Source organism: Thiomicrospira sp. ALE5 (assembly GCF_900112445.1).
Classification (GTDB): Bacteria; Pseudomonadota; Gammaproteobacteria; order Thiomicrospirales; family Thiomicrospiraceae; genus Thiomicrospira.
On record NZ_FOYY01000003.1, the window covers coordinates 1271299 to 1288594 of the forward strand.

Consider the following 17296-nt stretch of genomic DNA (forward strand, 5'->3'; position numbering starts at 1 on the left):
ATGCGGGTTGTTAGGATTATGATTATTACTACTTAGATTCAAGCAAAGCGTGAGTTTGCACTGATTGCTGCGTCTTAAAAAACGCCATATCTTCAGCTAGGGCACGAGCTTGATCATTAAGCGTTTCAGTGGTCGCGGATGTTTGTTCTACAAGCGCCGCATTTTGCTGGGTTACCGAATCAATCTGGTTAATAGCTTGATGTACTTGAGAAATACCGAGCGATTGCTCAGACGCCGCAGTGGCTATTTCTTTCATCCGGTGTACTACTTCTTCAATGGCTTGGTTTACCTCTTCTAAAGATTCACCAGATTTATTTGCCAACTCAGTACCTCGATCAATACGCTCTACAGAATCTTCAATTAATTGTTTAATATCCTTAGCCGCATCAGCCGATTTTTGTGCTAAGGCTCGCACCTCACTGGCAACAACAGCAAAACCGCGCCCGTGCTCACCTGCGCGCGCAGCCTCAACTGCGGCATTAAGTGCCAATAAGTTGGTTTGGAAAGCAATACTGTCAATTAGACTGACAATTTCAGCTATTTGCTGACTTGATGCCTGAATCCCTGTCATGACATCAATGGTTTCTCGCATAACCCTAACACCCTCGTGAGCTTTATGCTGAACATCAAGCGTGATCGTTGCAGTCACTTCACTATTATCTCTTGATTGCGCTACTGCCGACGTCATCTGATCCATTGTTGCGGACGTTTCCTCAATCGCTGCAGCCTGTTGTTGTACCCGCATGCTAAGATCATTTGCGCCTGTAGCTACTTCAGATGAAGCTTGATTTACGACAACAGATGCTTGTAATGCTTTATTAACGACTGCCGTTAGTTTGTTTGCTGTTTGATTTACCGCTTCCTGTAAAACACGCAACTCACCCTGATATTCTTTTTCAATTTTCTGGGTTAAATCACCTCGTGATTGGGCGTCAATTACTCTTACAATTTCAACTAAAGCACTTTCTAAAGAATCCATGGAACGATTAATGTGCGCTTTTAAATTAGCCAGCTCACCAACCGCATTAACCTCAACACGTTGCTGATATTGACCTTGTTGCATGGCATCCATAACCTGAGCAATACCTTGAATGGTTTGGTGTAACTGCGCCATAGCCTGACTCGCCAAATCCAGCATCGTTTTGTACTCACCCGATACTTCTTGACTATCAAGTTTTAGGGAAAAATTACCCGCCTGCAGTGCCGACATAGCGTCAGATAAAGCAGACATGGTGAGTTGAATCGAATCCGCACTTTGATTCACGCCTGTTTTTAGCGTTAATAAATCGCCTTGTAAGTCAGCTACAACTCGAGGGGAAAAATCGCCCCTTGCAATATGTTCAATAACCGAGTTAGTTTCGTTAACCGCATTTTGGGTCTGAGCTAACAAAGTATTAAAGCCTGCCGCCATTTGACCCACTTCATCTTGACTATTTACTGCCGCACGTTGCGAAAATTGTCCTGTGCGACTAATACTCAACATTGTTGCAGACAAATTGGCCACAGGATTGATAACTTTGAACTGAACCAAGGCAATTAACATACCGACGATTAGCATCACGACCAAGAAAATAATGAATAGCGTCAATAGTACTTGGTTTTGCTGCTGCGCAATCAGCGCATTTAACTCATCGGCAGGGACTCTAAAAATATTGCGTCCCAGTACCTGGCCAAGCTCGTCGTAAGCCGGTATGTTAATGAAAATAGCGTCACCTTTTAACATCACGGCTGTCTGCTCAGCATCTAACGCGGCAAAATTCATATTCATTAAATCACTTACAAAGTCTGCCGAAAACCACTGTGTATGACCCACGACATAACGCTGATCGTAACTCGGGTTTTGCGACACAGTTTCAGCTAGGGCAGGATAACGGTTTTCGATATACGCTGTATCCCAAAGCATCAACCAATCAATATTTGACTCAGCCACTAATTCTCGAACGACCACGCCAAAACCGCCCGTTACAGCAACCGCACCAATCACTTCATTATTGACAATTACAGGAGAAACACCCAATAAAGCAGGCCCACGACGCGTCAAAGTAACGCTGCCTGCAAACTTTTGTTCTTCAAATACTGAACGCACCATTGGATTGCGAATTTCTTCACCAAAACTATTTGGAGCCCATGACTTAATAAATGAACGTTGCTCTCGATCAAAAACATGCATTTGAATACTGCCATACGTCCCTTTAGAAGCCGTTCTAAAATGATCTCGCGTTTGTTCCAGGTTTTTTAAGGCCACATCGCGTGACACTCTTCCCATCAAAGCATCCTGAATAACTTGATTTTGAGCGGCAGCCATCGCAACCGCCATCACCGTCTCCACGCGCGCTTGCATACGCTGATCAATATCCTGCGCCATGGCTCGTTGTGCTTGCTGTAATTGTGTTTGTTCTATAGGTTTTACTTGAAACCAATACAGCAGACTACCAAATAAAGCCAAACAAACTACAAGTAGTAGACTAGTAAAAAATAGAAAAGATGCTTTTAAACTACTAGATAGAAAGGACATAACACTTCCTTAACAAGGTATTGAAGGCAGAGGTTTAAACTTAATAGGTTTCATAATAACAAAAACTATTCAAGCCCCGCAGCTATTTCAGAAAAACGCAACTCGACATCGGCCACGCTATCACTGTGTAAGCCCACCCAAATCGCATAGTCACCTGATAAGGGTTGAGTAAACACCAGTGCGGGATCCAAGGCTAAACCGGGATAGTCATCGTTGCAATGCCATTGACCGCTCGGATCTCGCACAATTAAAGTGGTATCGGTTTGTCCACCGAGCACATAAATGGATAAATCAAACTGGCCCGCACGATAATTTAATGTCACATCCGGACGGCTGGGATTCACATAGCCTAAACATTGCCATTGGGTGATCACGCTCACGTCCTGGTCACCACCGGCTTGCAATGGCACCACCGTTGGATCAGGAGTAAAATCAGCCGCCAATTCAACATACTCATATAAGGGTGACGCAGCATAATTTAGCAGGCCTGCTAATCCTGTGGCATCCGAGCCAGTTGGTTGTGAATGCGCCGTTTCAGTATCGAGCGCCCAACCCATTAAATTAGCCGCTAAATCAACCAGTGCCAACGCATCTTCAACAGGTAAAAAATCCTCGCCATTAATCTTGACCTGACCCTGTTCAACGGCTAGCGCGAGCGCCAAATCGCTGCCGGTTTGCTGCAGATAATTCTGTGCCACCATCTCGGCGATACTGACATCGAGTTGCGCTTTAATCTCTGTTTCATCGGCATTGAAAGGCCAAAAGGTCAGCGCTAAACGGTCCAACATCGGACGCGTCATCCCTGCCGTAAGGTTTAAGCGAATATTTTGAGTTAGTGCTTCACTTAAGTTACTAAAACCATCCCAATCTAATGCCACATTAGGTTGGTAGCCCAACAACATCTTAGCCGTTAAGTGTTCTGTGTCCGTTAAGCGCAGACGCAATTCATCGAGATGGAAACTCGGCCCCGCTGCGAGCAAGCGCTGAAATGCATTAATAAGCGCTTGTTCGTCCAACTTATCTAACTGCTGCACCGCCAGCATTAAATCTTGATAGGCTTGCCAGTCCAAATCACGTAACGCCATCACCATGCTGGCGCCTGCAAAATCAAACACCGTGTCATCGGTCGTTAAGGCTGTTGGGCCAAGCTCATAACGCACCTGGGTATCGAGTTTGTTATTGACGACCTTAGAATCGCCCACAAGCTCAATTTTTTGAATGCTTAATTTATCCGCGTCATCGGCAAAACGCACTTCGCCCACTCGCGCAGCAATATCACCCAACCACAAATAAGGCGCCGCACGGGTTAAGTCATGTTGATAATGAATGTCATCAAGCTGAATACTCAAGCCCTCTTGCGCCACATCCAGATGCAGCATCGCTAAACGCCCATCTGCCGTCATCTGGGTGAGGTCATCGGCAAACCGCAACTTAAGCTGCCCCCCTTCCCAGACTAAATTGGCCGATTCTTGACTGTCCGGATCAATTAAGCGACCGCGATAATCAATCAACTTCGCTTGCACAACGAGTTCACCGTTGAGTGCGGCATAGGCTTGAATAGCCATCAGAGGGCGCTGCCCTAGGTATTGGGGTAAATAAGGGCGCAAACTGGCTGGCAATGGAATGTCATAATGCGTGCTAGCCAGACCTAATCCAGACGGCGTTACCGAGCGACCTAACCAAGGGCCTTGTTTAACCGGCAACTGACCTTGCAAAGCAATACCCTGTCCATCAGGCCGTAACTCAATAAACAGGCTATAAGCGGGCGAATCAACGGTGGGCTGCCAAACAAGATCATAATGCAACTGCCCTTGTAGCAGGCCTGGTTGATAGTCAAATCGATTGACCCGCACATCATCTCGGGCGATCAGTTGCGCTTCATAAGCAAGCACCTGTTGCTTAACACCCTGACCAATCCAGGCACTGGCCGCAAAAAAACCGACTGTGCTCACTACCACTAAACCTAGCCCTGCTAACAGCGGTAATTTTACGCGCGCCATACGCCATCCTTAATTTTTGACCAAAATAGCATTATCATAATTTGTAGTTAAAAAAGATAGCCAGGCGCGCTTAAATTTTATCCACCCCAAACTAGGATAGCTTAATGTTTCATCACACCGCACAACTCGAAGCAGGACAAATTTATCAGTATTTGGTTGGCGCTGTTCTACCGCGACCCATTGCATGGGTTAGCACCCTTAATGCCGAAGGAATTGCCAATCTTGCCCCCTATTCATTTTTTACCGTTGCCAGCGTCAATCCGCCGATTCTGGCAATCAGCCATATTGCACCACGCCAAAACCACGCCAAAGACACCCTGGCCAATCTACAAGCCCATCCAGAATGCGTGGTCAATATTGTCAGCGCAGACCTCGCTGAGCAGATGAATGCCACCTGTGCCAATCTAGCCAATGACATCAATGAATTTGAAATCGCGCAGGTCACAGCCATCGCCAGCCAGCAAGTTCGTCCACCCAGTGTCGCTGCCGCTAAGGTTCGCTATGAGTGCCGTTTAAACAGCATTCAAACTCTGTCCAATGCACCAGCTGGGGGCAGCTTAATCTTACTAGATGTCGTCGGCATTTATTTAGCTGAAGAAGTGATCAACCAGGAGGGCAAGATTGATGGCACACGACTCGATGCCATCGGCAAATTAGGCGGTGACGATTACAGCTATACCCGTGACACCTTTGCGATGCCACGGCCTTAGAACAAACGTCAGCTATACAACTATTGCCGCACTAAACGCGGCATCACCGCTTCACTTTGAAAGTTACTACGAAACGGATTAATATCCAAGCCGCCACGACGGACATAACGTGCGTAGACTGTTAAGGCATCTGGCTGGCACTGACGTTGAATGTCACAAAACATCCGCTCCACACATTGCTCATGAAACTCATTATGATCGCGAAACGAAATAATGTAGCGTAACAAGCCCGCACGATCGATCTTTGGACCGCGATATCGAATCACTACCGTACCCCAATCAGGCTGACCGGTGACCAAGCAATTGGATTTTAGCAAATGGCTGTAAAAAGCTTCTTCAGCATATTGATTCCCAGCATGCAAAAAATCAGGATTGACTTGGTAGGTGTCGATGTCCAAATCCTGAAAATCTAAACACTCCGCCCGATCAATATCAGACACCAAGCAGGGCTCTTGATTAAGGCTAGATAAATGCACCTTGATCTTGCCACCGGCCGCCGCCGATAAATCCTGCTCCATAATACGGGCCACCGCAGCTTGACTATCAAAACGACTGGCATTAAACGAGTTAAGGTATAACTTGAACGACTTGGATTCAATAATATTCGGAGTATCAGCACGTAAAGTAAACTGGCCTATAGCGACCATCGGCTTCCCTTTTGGGTTAAGCCAAGAAATTTCGTAAGCATTCCACACGTCAACACCGGTAAAGGGCAGCTTTTGGGCGCTAATATGCAGCTCATCACGCTTAGTTTGACGCGGAATAGGAAACAATAAACCGGCATCATAGTGCTGCGGATAAGCCGTTGCTTTACCCAACTGACTCGCGGCCACATCCCCTACTAATCCATTCGCATCACTCATAGCTTGCGCTCCATAATAAAACTGTCATTATTTTACCATTTCAGATTGCGTAAGATAACGCGGTTTAGGTACAAAGGATTTTATTCATGTTAGCGACATTGTTTTTAGGCATTTTAGTCACATTCGGCAGCCTAGCGGCGCTGTGGATTGGCTTTATTCAAGCGCGGAAATATCCAAGGTTTGAAAAACTCAATAGCCGCAAAGCCAATCAACGCATGGTGCAGTTGACCATGTTGTTCTATGCGCTTGGGCTCGTGTTCACGATTTGGTTAATGCTGCGGTAATGATTGATAACACCATGCAAAAAGCAAATTTGAAACCTTCTAAAACAAAACTCCCCTGAATTGGGGCAATTTGCTTGTTATAGGTAAGAAATGTTAAGCCGGTTATGTATTCGGTTTGTCGTGTTGTTTTAGATAATCCATTAAGTCTTTTACCGACACGCTCGCTTCTTCAGCGGCCTCTTTTACTGAAAGGTTAAAACGACGGACCATTTTTAAAGCCATTTCAAGTTTACCTTCTAGTTTACCCTCAAGCTTGCCTTCGAGCTTACCTTCCTGCATCGCTAAACGCTGTATCGTATTCATGTAGGCCATTTGCTGTTCCTCCTCAATCTGGTGAACGACATCCTTAAATTCATATTCCAAATTATGCGGCAACCCAATCATCCAGTCAATTAAATCAAACAACACCAATATTTGCTTTTTGCCATAACCGCGTTGATAAAGCAGACGGACTAATTGGGTTTTAGAATGCAACCGCTCCCTAGAGTCTTTAATTAACTTGGCATCGAGTTGTGCAACGACGATCAAGCCGAACACATTATCACCGCTTAACAAAGTTTCACGTTGTGGTTGCAAGTCGAGTAGCTTAACCATCGGAAACCTCATGGTGAGTTCGAAGCCCAGTTGTGCGTAATAATAGGTGTCGGGTTTAAAGGTTCTACTGGTGTCACTTAAAATCGCCAAACTGATCACATCCTTTCTGTAGCGGTTGCGAATCAGGCTATTGTAATGAAACATTCGTTGGGCAAATGCGGCTTCAGGCTCACCCTGTACTTCAATATGAATCAACAGCCAAGCCTCTTCGCCACTAAGTAATTTGACCTTAATCAGCTTGTCTGCATAGGTGCGACCCCGCTCTGCTTTAGCAAGAATTTTCTGCAACTCTTTATCTAAAAACGTAAAAGGCTGCGTCCAATCTATTGCTTGGTAAACCTCTAAAAACAATAAGTGCATCGCCTCTTTAAAGTAATGCTCAAGCGCTTCTTTCCAAGGACTGTCATGATCTTGCTTTTCGGGGTTGGAATGAATAACGCGTTTACTCATAACGACATCCTATTAAATAAAAATAGGCATTATTGTAACTGTTTTCAACACAAAAAAATCGAGCGCGGGGCGTGTTTACGATTTGGTTAATGCTGCGATAATGACTGATGATGGAAGAGGCAAAAAGGGAACAACTTAGGCGGTGTGTATCAATATAGTTTGTTCAATTTACAATTATCCCCAATCCTGACATAGTGTTACGTAATAACGTACGTCATAAAGGAGACATCACGTCAACACTCAATAGCACCCAAGCGCGTGCAAATTTTTATGGCTTACTCGCTCAAGTTAATGAATCACATGAACCGATCACGATTACCGGTAAAAAAGGCAACGCCGTATTAATTGCTGAAGAAAACTGGCAAGCCATTAATGAAACCCTGTATTTACTGTCGATCCGAGGTTTACGCGAATCGGTTGTCAAGGGGTTGAATACCCCGCTAGATGAATGCAGCACCGAGTTAAACTGGTAACCTTATGGCTTGGCAACGGGTCTATACCAAACAAGCACAAAAAGATGCCAAAAAACTGGCCGGCAGCGGTTTAAAAAAACAAGCCATTCATCGCCTTGGCGCAGTAATTCATTATTCAGGCAAAACATACTGTAAAAGCTCGAGCCAGTTGCAGCGATAGCGAATTTACACTTACGTCTTGCAGGTTACCACGCGCGCTTCACTGCTTCTTGATATTGTGCTGGGGTGAGCAGGTCTTTAATCTGATTAAAAACCCGAATATCTTCTTCGGCTAGGCGGCGCTTCATGGCTTGCAGTTCGTCTAATCGGCTGGCTAATTGCTCTGGGGTTTGGCCGTTTTGCACAAAGTCCTCGACAATTTTGGTTTCAAAAGCCTTGATTTCATCACGCATGGGCAACACATTTTTCGGCACATAATCGGTGACCTGTTTAAGCTGCTTGCGTTGCTCAGGGCTCAAGGCTAAATCACCTTCCAGCGCCATAATAAAACGCGGCATACTGCGTGGGCGCAATTCATACGAAATCAATGAATAGCTGTTTTTGCACAAGCCATTTGCCTGTGCCACCCCTTGCGTAGGCGTTTGAGCCTGAACAGCGGAAAATGCCAGCATACCGGCGATCACCAGGCCTGGTATAGATTGAAAAAACGAGGATGAATTTAAGGGTTGATGATTCATAGTATTGTCCATAAATAAAAGCCGAAGTACCTACTCTAGTAACCTCGGCTTGACGTCATAAATTTAATTAAAAGTCGTAACGAACAGATACGCGGAAATCTCTACCCGGTTCTTCCGTTGCAAAACCATCCTGCTCAAGCGTGTTGTGGTTAATGTATTTCTCATCAAGCAGGTTATTCACTGCAAAACTGAATGATAAATTACGCGCGGCTTCCCACTTCGCTTGAACATCATGCAACACATAACCGGGACGCTTCATTCTACCATCAGGCACCTTGTTAAGTGCTTCAACAGACGTTAGGGTGTAACCCAGTGACAAATCATTGCTCACTTTAAAAGTGTTATCCCAAATCAATGTGTCGCTTGTTGGCGCACCGGTTCTGGCTGCGAAATGCATCTGCTCAGGTAGATTAGAAATATCCGTATGAGTATAGGATAGGCGTGAGTCTAGACGCGCACTTTTCCAACCGGCTTTGAGTGTGTAGCCCTGAACCTCATAGGTTTTGTCGTAATTATAAATACGATCAACCTGTCGTCCACCCATTCCGCCACCTCCGGCTTTGTGACGATATAAAATCATGTCATCGATTTCAGTTTGGAACAGGGTTAAATCGGTATGCCACGCACCTCCCATAAATTGGCTATGGCGTTGGTCATAACGTAAACCCAGTTCATAATGGCGCGCCGTTTCTGCCTTGGCGCTTATATCTGCGCCCTCTTCTACAGCACGTGCAAAATGAATCGGAATATTGCCATAACCTCTTGCAGATTCACCATAACCTGCATAGCTTCTGATTTCATCAGTCCAAGCATAGCTAAGGCTTGCATTCAGTGAGGTTTCTGATCCTTTAACTGTTTTGCCAATATAACGTGAACTATAGTCATCAACACGCAAACCATAAGACAATAACCAGGCATCATGTGTCATACGGTTTTGTGCAAACAAACCCAGGTTTTGATAATGAATAACCTTTGAATTTGAACGCTGCCAACCGGATGTGGCATTAGTAAATGCCCCGCCCACCTCATCATAATAGTCCGCACCGGCAGTCAGTTTATTTTCAAAACCCAGTGCACTAAACGCCCAAGTATTAGCAAGCTTACCGCCTTGAATACCACTAGTGAATCGATTTCCACCGCCAGCCTTCCACTCAGTATCATTCACATAAAAATTAGTTTCTAAATCAATAGCATCAGAAACAGGATTCCAACGGTGATTTAAAGTTATAGTTTCTCTTGCTACCGTTTGATCAACCGGTGGCATTCTATTTCTTCCCTCCCATACGCCCGGGTGATAAGGGTAATCACCGCGCTGTTGATAACTCAAACCTTCAGAAGTGTTTTTTTCATAACCCACTCGCAAAGTTTGATCACGCCAATCAAACAAACTTAACTTCACCAGAAAATTTCGATCTTCATAACCTGAATATGGGATTTTATCTCCGCCACCTATCCGCGTGTTTTCAGCGTCCGTTCCGCCGTAATACACCATGACCCCAAAGCCATCGGTGGGCTCTGCATACACAGCAGTATTAAAAGTTTTGCTTTCTGCCGCTGAACCATAACCCGCTTTTACAAATGCACCTATAGCTTGACCCGGTGCCAATAAATCCTGAGCGTCTACCGTTTCAAATCTAACCACACCGCCCAACGCACCCGGCCCGTCATCCGCTGCAACAAAACCAGGTTTAATTTCAACTCTTTTCAAAATCACAGGATCAATACCGGCAGCACCACCGCGATGATTATGTAGATTTTGTCCCTGCTGTGCGCCATCGACCGTCACCGATAGATTGCTTGATTCAACACCTCTTACATGTAAACGGCGCCCCTGTCTGTCACCGCCCCCCACAGTCACATCCGATTCACCTCGAAAAACATCTCTTAGTTCATTTGCTTGGGTACGCTCGATCCGCTCGAGGATGGCATCAGAATCTGTTAAGTCTTTTACTACACTTACCTGCGGCAAACTTTGAGAGACATTTTCCGATTCAGCAGCATTAACAAAATTAGAAAACGAGCCTGCCATCAATAGACCAGCGGTAATGGGTGATAATTTAAAGCGCATTGCACACAACTCCAATAGTGTTCTGAATATTTTGCTGGCTATTCAAAAAGAAATTGGCAGGCTAGTAGGTTCATTAAGAATAGTTATTATAATTAATAAAAGACTAAATGCAAATAATTATTAAAACTAATACTTTTACAAAAAAACCGAGCGCGGGGCTCGGTCAAAGATCTTTAGCGGTCATGACTAAAGACGGAGGATACAACACAATGAAAAAGAAACACACCTGCAAATTAGTGGCTATGGGTTGTCGCCAAACGCTGTAGGTATTGATTGATCAGATACATGGCTTCACCGGTTTCACCTTTGAAGGCCACCAATTTCACCTGATCCAAAATACCACGGAACAAGACTTCTTCTTCGCGCTGTTCCGCAATAAAAAATTGCAGCATATTAAAGGTGTTGAAATCTTTGAAATCCAACGCCATTTCAGCCATCGCATTAATTAACGCGGTCACTTTAAGCTCATGCTCAAAGGCTTTGTTAATCACATCCACCAGGTTTTTAAACTCGGTCGGTGGCGCAGCCACTGCACCGACCGTGACCGGGGCATCACACTCGATTAAGTAATCAATAAACTTGTCACGATGCGAAAGCTCTTCCGGCACGTGTTGGCGGAAAAACGCCGCCGCACCTGACAGACCTTGTTCTTCACACCAGGCCGACATTTGCAGATACAGATTAGAGGCATACATCTCAGCCGTAATCTGCTCATTCAATTTTGCAATCATTTCTGGTTTTAACATAACGTTCTCCTTCATGAATAGGTATGGCAAAAAGCTCACTATTCATTATAGGTAAAAATAAGGTTGAGGGTCATCAAAGCGACCCCCAAAATATGTAAACCTTGTGGTTTAAAACTTGTAACGCGCACCTAACTCAAATGAACGCGATGGACCGGCATAAATACCTTGACGTAGGCCAGCGATATAACGCTCGTCGGTTAGGTTTTTGACTGCGCCAAACACGCTCAACTGTTTGTTAACCGTATAGTAAGCATTTAAGTCCATGGTGGTATAAGCATCCAATTTACCGCCCCAGATTCCTTCTATTCCTGTAGTGCCAGAACCACCAATTTCTTCTTGGTTATCACTGCTACCATACTGTTCACCGGTATGATGCACTGCTAACTCTGTTCTTAAACCACCGGTTTTATAACCCAGAATCAAATTAGCCATAATTTCTGGTGAATAACTAATGCGGTTACCTTTGTCGTCGCCCGCTTCAAATTTTGAAGTTGGAATATAGGTTAAATTGGTATCTATGCTAAACCCACCATCAAGCTTGATTCCAAATGCCGCTTCTAAACCTTGGTGAAGTGTTTTACCTGCATTTTCCTTATCCAGTGCAGGATCAGAGTTGCCGTCTACAACCTGATTAGAAAAGTCCATTTGGAACGCGGTTAACTCATAATACATTTGATTATTGGCACCACGTACACCCACTTCAATATTGGTTGAACGCTCGGCTTCTAGTTTCTGATCTACATCACCTGTTAAAGACGTACCGTTTTCAGCAGGTGAGAAGGCTTGATACACACCACCATACACTTGCACCATCGGATTTAACTGATAAGTTGCCCCTACACCCGGTAACACTTCCGTATTGGAGGTTGACGTTGTTTTGTTATTGTCCGTTAACACAACCCGTTTTTGCTGATAACTTTCAACACGTAAACCGGGGGTTACCGCAAGCTTGTCATTAATTATAAATTTATTTTGACCATAAACAGCATAGCTATTCGCTGAATCTTGACGATGACGATCATTATTACCGGTTCTATCTTGACTACGGGTGGCACGAATACGCGTGTCGTTAGATTCTTCGGTAAATACGCGTAAACCAAATTCACTTTCGTTCTGCATACCAAACGCGTTGTAGTCTAGGTTTAACCGGGTATCCAAACCAATGCGTTCGAAAGAACGGTTGTTACCGGTTACACTATTTGTGTATAACCAGCGACCGGCATTGGCTGAAGAAACAGATTCTTTTATATCTTTACCATCTGAGTCTTGGCCTACGACTTCTGTTTCTGCACTATAACGCCAATAATCACGGCTAACATCACTCCAATAAACAAGCGTACGTAACTTAGCATTATCATTCAACTGAATTTCGTGGTTAATATCAAAGGCTTTACGTTCTTGCAAATACCAATCGTCCGGTGCCGGGTTATAGGTTTTGCCCGCTTTATAGTCATCCAGCAATAAACCGCGATACGAAATATTAGCGTCATTGGCAGTATGTGAGAACTTGAAACCTAGCATTTGATTGTCACCAATCGCCATACCTGCCTTGATCATGATATCTTCCATTTCATAACCCTTGCCCATAAAGCCGTCACTTTGCGCTTTAGTAGCCACTATACCCGCAAAAGCGTCCCCTGAAGGCGAGCTCCCCCCCGCCTCTAACGTCACTTCTTTCATATTATGAGAACCCACACGGCCTGATAGCGAAACACCATCATCTGGTGTTTTAGTTTTATAGTTAATCACACCGCCAATAGTGCTCGGACCATAACGTAATGACGCCGCACCTTTAACGACTTCAATACTTTCCATTCGCTGAATGCGAGGGTTGTAATAACGACCATTACCAATAAATAAACCTGGCGCGACGGGGACACCATCTTCAAGAATCAACGATTTCTGCTCCGCAGAACTTAAACCACGCATACCGATATTGGCAACAACCGCTGTTTCTTCTTCGCCTTTGATATTAATACCTGGCACACGACGCAAAGCATCTTCAGTAGATAAGGGTTGTTGTAACTGCAAATCTTCTTTAGTCACAATGGCTACCGAACCCGGTTGCTTAGTAACGGCATCTTCACCTTGTCCTACCACATCAATACGCGGCAGTTGTTTAGTGTCGGCTAATACCGGTGCGGCCATCGCCGCGGCCATACTGATTACTAGGGTTTTTAGAGCGAGTTTTGGTGTAGACATAATAACTATCGTTCCTTTGTTATTGACCTGGCTTGCAATCGCTGGCGGGGGTCTCGTTCTTAGTTAGTTTTAAATGGTTGTTAAAGGTTAATTGGCGTAAATGCCGGCCCAATGAACCGTGTGCGTGGTTGCGCAACCTTGGCCTTTTGAGCAGGTGTCGCGCGACGGACAGACTCGACAGAGTTGTTGAACACAAGTTTCTAAGCAGAGGCGTTGCACCTGATCACGACTTGCGACGTCTAGACAATCCACATCAGCGGCACACAACACACCCAGCCGAAATAGTTCGGCCAATTTTGCTTCGGAGAGGGCAAGGTGAATCTGCGGTGTATGAGTTGACTGCTTCTGGGTTGGCTGTGTCATGGCTAGTCCCTACTTGGTTAAGATCAGTTTGTTTTCTTTGGTTAAACGCAACACATATTGATGCAGGCCATGCTGAATGGTAATCAGCTTTTGGCCGGCTAATAACGCCTGACTATCAATACTGCGTATAGGTTGTTCAGCTTTATTGTGTGGCAAGGTATTCACAGGTTAATCCAATATCAAGCAATTAATAAAATGTAAATAATAATAAATCTCAGTTTTGTTACACTATGTTAATGAATCATTTTTACTATGTCAAATAAAAATTAATGCTATTTGAAACAAAAACCTATTACCACAAAATTTTTAGGGTAATAAGTTTTAAGAAAGGATAGAGGATTTGATTAATACTGCGCAGAATAAGGGAGTTGCGCTAAGGCCTGTTTGTAAATTAGCGCAGCTTGCGTGTCTTCACCCTCTGCCTCATAGCAGTGTGCAAGAGCGTGATAAGTCTCGAGTTCTGGCTGCAAGGCAAGACTTTGATTCAAGAAATGATGTGCCTGTCCCCAAAGCTGACTTTGGCAGGCCAAACGTCCAAGTGTTAGTAACAGCACGGCACTTTCAGGATGGTTAGCCAACCAACCCTGCGCACGTTTAAATCGGTCAAAGGCGGGGCCAAACTCAATGCGTCCATACCAATAGACCAGCGACTCATCCCATTGTTTTTTTAAGGCTTTTTCAATTAAGCCTGCTAAGTCATGTTGCTGACGAAAATCCAGTGATTTTTTGACATATTCTGTTAGTACCACAGGCTGAAGCTGCGTACGCTTGGCTAAGCTTGTCCAGAGCTGATCCAGCTGTTCGTAAGTATCGGCTTGTTGAATTTGTAATAACAACAATCCCTGCTCAGCCGCATACATCTGTTGCCGCGATAAACCGGCATATTTTTTATACAGCGGCCAATACTTAAGCATCAAGCCTACACGTTGGTGCGTTGCCAGCAACTGCCAATAGTCCTGTAACACTACCGGATGCTTGGGGTGCAAGCGCTGTAGTTCTGCCAATATGACCAATGCAGTTTCTGGCTGTTGTGACGCAAGCAACCGAGCTTCCACCAAACCTATGGTGATGTCTTCATCTGGGTATCGTTGGCGCGCCTGCTGCAAATACTGGTCACGACGGGCTGTTGCTTGCTGTGCGTCCGCCATTTTAGCGGCCGCTAAATAATGCATCACGCCATTATCAGATAGCTTGGCCGTGGCTATTAGTTGTTTTTCAGCTTGTGCCCAGTCTGCCAACTCCTGGGCGACTAGACCTTTTGATAGACTAGATTGAGCCTGTTGATAGCGTTTTAGTTGCCGCCGTTTGTGCCAAACTGTTGGCAAGTTCCAGATACCGACCCAAAGACGTACCAGCCAGTAAAACAGAACGAGCCCTATAACAAATAGCGCCAAAATCAACCCTAGGCTTGTGGTCAACTCCCATTGTTCCCACCGCAATACCACTTCGCCTAAATTGAGTACGGCCAAACTTGCCAATGCAATACCAACGATAAAAAACACACCCCAGGAAATCAACAATTTCATGGTGTCACTCCCTGTTCATCAGAAGCATTTTCGTCCTTATCCTGCTCGATTTTTTTAAGTGTAAATAGGCTATTAAAACGGCTTAACAAGCCTTCAAAGGTTGGCGTAAGTTCGGTCACAATGTCTTCAACCTCAGGCGCTAATTTTGCTAACCAATCGGCCTGCCATTGCGCTTGTTCGTTAGCCAGTTCAGCTAGGCGCTGTTGAAACGTCTCTAGCTGCTCAGCTAACTCGGCTTGGCCAGCCTGCCACTGTGGATCATTAGTTAATTTTTGCAGGCCGCTTAACGCCTGATCCGCTTGACGTTGTACATTTTGAATCTCAGCACGCAACTGGTCTAGTCCCTGGTCTAGTTGCTGTTGTGCTTCCGCTAACTCATTATTGAGATGACCCAAAGCTGCTTGCATCTCCGCTTGAACTGCTTCGGTTTCTGGTGGAACTGGGGCTGCTGGCGCTTGATTATTAAGCGAACTGTCTGGTAAGGCATGCGATAAATGATCAGTTTGTTCACTCAGTTTTGCCAGTTGCGTTGCATGTTCACTGAGCAATGCTTGCATTTCTGTCAACTGCCCTTCTAAGGTTTCATAGTCACGTAAAAACGAACGTGCGCCTCCTTGGAAAGATTGCTGCCAATTTTCTAGCACCGTTATTTTTTGTTGCTGATAAGCAATTTTTTGCAGCAACGGTGCCATTTGCTGCTCAAGTTGCTGTTCCACAAGCGCATCTGCAGCCAATCCCGCGTGCGCCATTTCATAAAGCGCAGCCGTACGCTGCTCTAATGCAACCCAACTAGTCGCACCTAATAAAACGCCAATCATAGCCAGCATGGCTAACCAAGGCTGCTTGGTATTGCGTAACAAGGCTTTAGCCTTTGTTTGGCGACGCGCAGACTCTTTGGATTTGCTGGTATCAGCAGCCGAATCCGTTTCTACAAATTCACCCTTAACCACATGGTGCTCTGCTTTCGGTGTAATCGGTTCATTCATTGCTTATTTCTCCTGGTCAAACCTGGCATCGACCAATTGTGCTAGTGTATTAAGAATACTTGATTGTGATGCATTTTCACAAATTAGCTGTTGTCCTTGAAAACCCAGCGCTTGCAGACAATCACTTATGCTAGGTGTTAATGCAATCACACCCATATTTCGCGGCAGGCTCTGAGCCTGCATACACCAGGCCTGGTAATGTTGCCACCATATCTGGGCATTTTCTTGGCTTGTTAACAGCGCCCAGGGTGAAATAGGACGTGAATCTGTTGTGCTAAGCCCCAAAGGGCTTAACCAGTTTTGCCAAGATTTATAATTTAAAGGCAAGGCTTCACGACGATAGACCGGACAAAAATGAACTTCAGCTCCCTGCAAAATCAACTGTTCCGCCAACCAATCACGCCCAACTTCACCCCTTACAATCACGACTCGCTTACCCGCTACCTGATTAAAAATAGGTAAAGCCAGCATCCCCTCACTATCAAAACGTTCCGGCATGGGTTGCAACCCCGCCCACCCTAGGTCAGCCAGTGCTTGCCATGTGGCTTTACCTACGGCTACCAACGCGACACCTTCTCTAGGCGGGGCGGGTAGCTTATATTGTTGCAAGGCTTGGTTAAAAAATGCCACCGCATTGGCACTCACAAACACCCAAATATCCGCATCTAAACAGCTCGATGGCAAGTTGGTGTCCCGATTAAAAGACCGAGAAACCAATTTTTGTAATGGTGCCTCAACCACCCGCACTTGCGATGACCAGGCCTGCTTAATTGCTTGTGTCAATACCTGAGGATGTGGACGGGTATTGAGTAAAGAAATCATCGTATCTGCCAAGATTT

Annotated in this window: 17 protein-coding genes; 4 read left to right on the forward strand and 13 right to left on the reverse strand. The window is 45.1% G+C overall.

The features are described from left to right. Positions 1 to 28 precede the first annotated feature (28 nt). Entirely contained in the window at positions 29 to 2515 is a 2487-nt protein-coding gene (locus BM293_RS06200) for a methyl-accepting chemotaxis protein (protein ID WP_093447628.1), read from the reverse strand. Positions 2516 to 2580: 65 nt separating this feature from the next. Continuing rightward, complete coding sequence (locus tag BM293_RS06205) at positions 2581 to 4515, reverse strand: YdgA family protein (RefSeq protein WP_093447630.1); 1935 nt, start codon at positions 4513 to 4515, stop codon at positions 2581 to 2583. A gap of 104 nt (positions 4516 to 4619) precedes the next feature. Here BM293_RS06205 and BM293_RS06210 point away from each other — a divergent pair, with 104 nt between their 5' ends. Next, positions 4620 to 5225: a flavin reductase family protein gene (locus BM293_RS06210; RefSeq protein WP_093447632.1), complete on the forward strand. Its 606-nt coding sequence runs from the start codon at positions 4620 to 4622 to the stop codon at positions 5223 to 5225. Between the two features lie 20 nt (positions 5226 to 5245). Here the strand turns inward: BM293_RS06210 and queF are convergent, their stop codons facing one another. Then, the gene (gene queF / locus BM293_RS06215; RefSeq protein ID WP_093447634.1) at positions 5246 to 6088 is read right to left on the reverse strand and encodes an NADPH-dependent 7-cyano-7-deazaguanine reductase QueF; all 843 of its coding nucleotides are present in this window, start codon (positions 6086 to 6088) and stop codon (positions 5246 to 5248) included. Positions 6089 to 6174: 86 nt separating this feature from the next. Between queF and BM293_RS06220 the strand changes: the two genes are divergently transcribed. Then, positions 6175 to 6372, forward strand: a complete 198-nt coding sequence (locus BM293_RS06220) for a hypothetical protein (RefSeq protein ID WP_006460092.1) — start codon at positions 6175 to 6177, stop codon at positions 6370 to 6372. 102 nt (positions 6373 to 6474) lie between these two features. On the opposite strand, the gene BM293_RS06225 is transcribed toward BM293_RS06220, so the two are convergent. Continuing rightward, on the reverse strand, positions 6475 to 7416 hold the full coding sequence (locus BM293_RS06225; protein WP_093447636.1) for an RpnC/YadD family protein: 942 nt from the start codon (positions 7414 to 7416) through the stop codon (positions 6475 to 6477). 194 nt (positions 7417 to 7610) lie between these two features. Between BM293_RS06225 and BM293_RS06230 the strand changes: the two genes are divergently transcribed. After that, complete coding sequence (locus BM293_RS06230) at positions 7611 to 7889, forward strand: type II toxin-antitoxin system Phd/YefM family antitoxin (RefSeq protein WP_234968921.1); 279 nt, start codon at positions 7611 to 7613, stop codon at positions 7887 to 7889. Between the two features lie 4 nt (positions 7890 to 7893). Then, positions 7894 to 8049 carry a hypothetical protein gene (locus tag BM293_RS10280; RefSeq protein ID WP_200770601.1) on the forward strand — a complete coding sequence of 52 codons (156 nt, stop codon included), beginning with the start codon at positions 7894 to 7896 and terminating at the stop codon, positions 8047 to 8049. A 25-nt stretch (positions 8050 to 8074) separates the two neighbouring features. On the opposite strand, the gene BM293_RS06235 is transcribed toward BM293_RS10280, so the two are convergent. The 9 genes from BM293_RS06235 to BM293_RS06275 all read right to left on the reverse strand — a co-directional run bounded on the left by BM293_RS06235 (position 8075) and on the right by BM293_RS06275 (position 17291). Beyond that, positions 8075 to 8566, reverse strand: coding sequence for a hypothetical protein (locus BM293_RS06235; RefSeq protein ID WP_093447638.1), 492 nt, complete (start codon positions 8564 to 8566; stop codon positions 8075 to 8077). Between the two features lie 67 nt (positions 8567 to 8633). Further along, on the reverse strand, positions 8634 to 10634 hold the full coding sequence (locus BM293_RS06240) for a TonB-dependent receptor domain-containing protein (RefSeq protein WP_093447640.1): 2001 nt from the start codon (positions 10632 to 10634) through the stop codon (positions 8634 to 8636). 233 nt (positions 10635 to 10867) lie between these two features. Beyond that, a complete protein-coding gene (locus BM293_RS06245; RefSeq protein WP_093447642.1) occupies positions 10868 to 11380 on the reverse strand; it encodes a ferritin in 513 nt (170 codons plus the stop codon). Positions 11381 to 11488: 108 nt separating this feature from the next. Next, positions 11489 to 13582 (reverse strand): TonB-dependent receptor family protein, encoded by a 2094-nt coding sequence (locus BM293_RS06250; protein ID WP_093447644.1) that lies wholly within the window; start codon positions 13580 to 13582, stop codon positions 11489 to 11491. Between the two features lie 87 nt (positions 13583 to 13669). Then, on the reverse strand, positions 13670 to 13945 hold the full coding sequence (locus BM293_RS06255) for a hypothetical protein (protein WP_093447645.1): 276 nt from the start codon (positions 13943 to 13945) through the stop codon (positions 13670 to 13672). Between the two features lie 9 nt (positions 13946 to 13954). Then, positions 13955 to 14110 carry a hemin uptake protein HemP gene (gene hemP, locus BM293_RS06260; protein ID WP_093447647.1) on the reverse strand — a complete coding sequence of 52 codons (156 nt, stop codon included), beginning with the start codon at positions 14108 to 14110 and terminating at the stop codon, positions 13955 to 13957. A gap of 179 nt (positions 14111 to 14289) precedes the next feature. Continuing rightward, positions 14290 to 15471 carry a heme biosynthesis HemY N-terminal domain-containing protein gene (locus tag BM293_RS06265; RefSeq protein ID WP_093447648.1) on the reverse strand — a complete coding sequence of 394 codons (1182 nt, stop codon included), beginning with the start codon at positions 15469 to 15471 and terminating at the stop codon, positions 14290 to 14292. After that, positions 15468 to 16457, reverse strand: a complete 990-nt coding sequence (locus BM293_RS06270; RefSeq protein WP_093447650.1) for a coiled-coil domain-containing protein — start codon at positions 16455 to 16457, stop codon at positions 15468 to 15470. Before BM293_RS06270 ends, BM293_RS06265 begins: the two co-directional genes overlap by 4 nt. A gap of 3 nt (positions 16458 to 16460) precedes the next feature. Beyond that, the gene (locus tag BM293_RS06275; RefSeq protein ID WP_234968922.1) at positions 16461 to 17291 is read right to left on the reverse strand and encodes a uroporphyrinogen-III synthase; all 831 of its coding nucleotides are present in this window, start codon (positions 17289 to 17291) and stop codon (positions 16461 to 16463) included. Positions 17292 to 17296 lie beyond the last annotated feature (5 nt).

Coding starts and splice junctions, on each gene's coding strand:
- BM293_RS06210 (WP_093447632.1), top strand. CDS start 4,620: ATGTTTCATCACACCGCACAACTCGAAGCAGGACAAATTTATCAGTAT.
- BM293_RS06250 (WP_093447644.1), bottom strand. CDS start 13,582: ATGTCTACACCAAAACTCGCTCTAAAAACCCTAGTAATCAGTATGGCC.
- BM293_RS06200 (WP_093447628.1), bottom strand. CDS start 2,515: ATGTCCTTTCTATCTAGTAGTTTAAAAGCATCTTTTCTATTTTTTACT.
- BM293_RS06235 (WP_093447638.1), bottom strand. CDS start 8,566: ATGAATCATCAACCCTTAAATTCATCCTCGTTTTTTCAATCTATACCA.
- BM293_RS06220 (WP_006460092.1), top strand. CDS start 6,175: ATGTTAGCGACATTGTTTTTAGGCATTTTAGTCACATTCGGCAGCCTA.
- queF (WP_093447634.1), bottom strand. CDS start 6,088: ATGAGTGATGCGAATGGATTAGTAGGGGATGTGGCCGCGAGTCAGTTG.
- BM293_RS06240 (WP_093447640.1), bottom strand. CDS start 10,634: ATGCGCTTTAAATTATCACCCATTACCGCTGGTCTATTGATGGCAGGC.
- BM293_RS06255 (WP_093447645.1), bottom strand. CDS start 13,945: ATGACACAGCCAACCCAGAAGCAGTCAACTCATACACCGCAGATTCAC.
- BM293_RS06225 (WP_093447636.1), bottom strand. CDS start 7,416: ATGAGTAAACGCGTTATTCATTCCAACCCCGAAAAGCAAGATCATGAC.
- BM293_RS10280 (WP_200770601.1), top strand. CDS start 7,894: ATGGCTTGGCAACGGGTCTATACCAAACAAGCACAAAAAGATGCCAAA.
- BM293_RS06265 (WP_093447648.1), bottom strand. CDS start 15,471: ATGAAATTGTTGATTTCCTGGGGTGTGTTTTTTATCGTTGGTATTGCA.
- BM293_RS06205 (WP_093447630.1), bottom strand. CDS start 4,515: ATGGCGCGCGTAAAATTACCGCTGTTAGCAGGGCTAGGTTTAGTGGTA.
- BM293_RS06245 (WP_093447642.1), bottom strand. CDS start 11,380: ATGTTAAAACCAGAAATGATTGCAAAATTGAATGAGCAGATTACGGCT.
- BM293_RS06270 (WP_093447650.1), bottom strand. CDS start 16,457: ATGAATGAACCGATTACACCGAAAGCAGAGCACCATGTGGTTAAGGGT.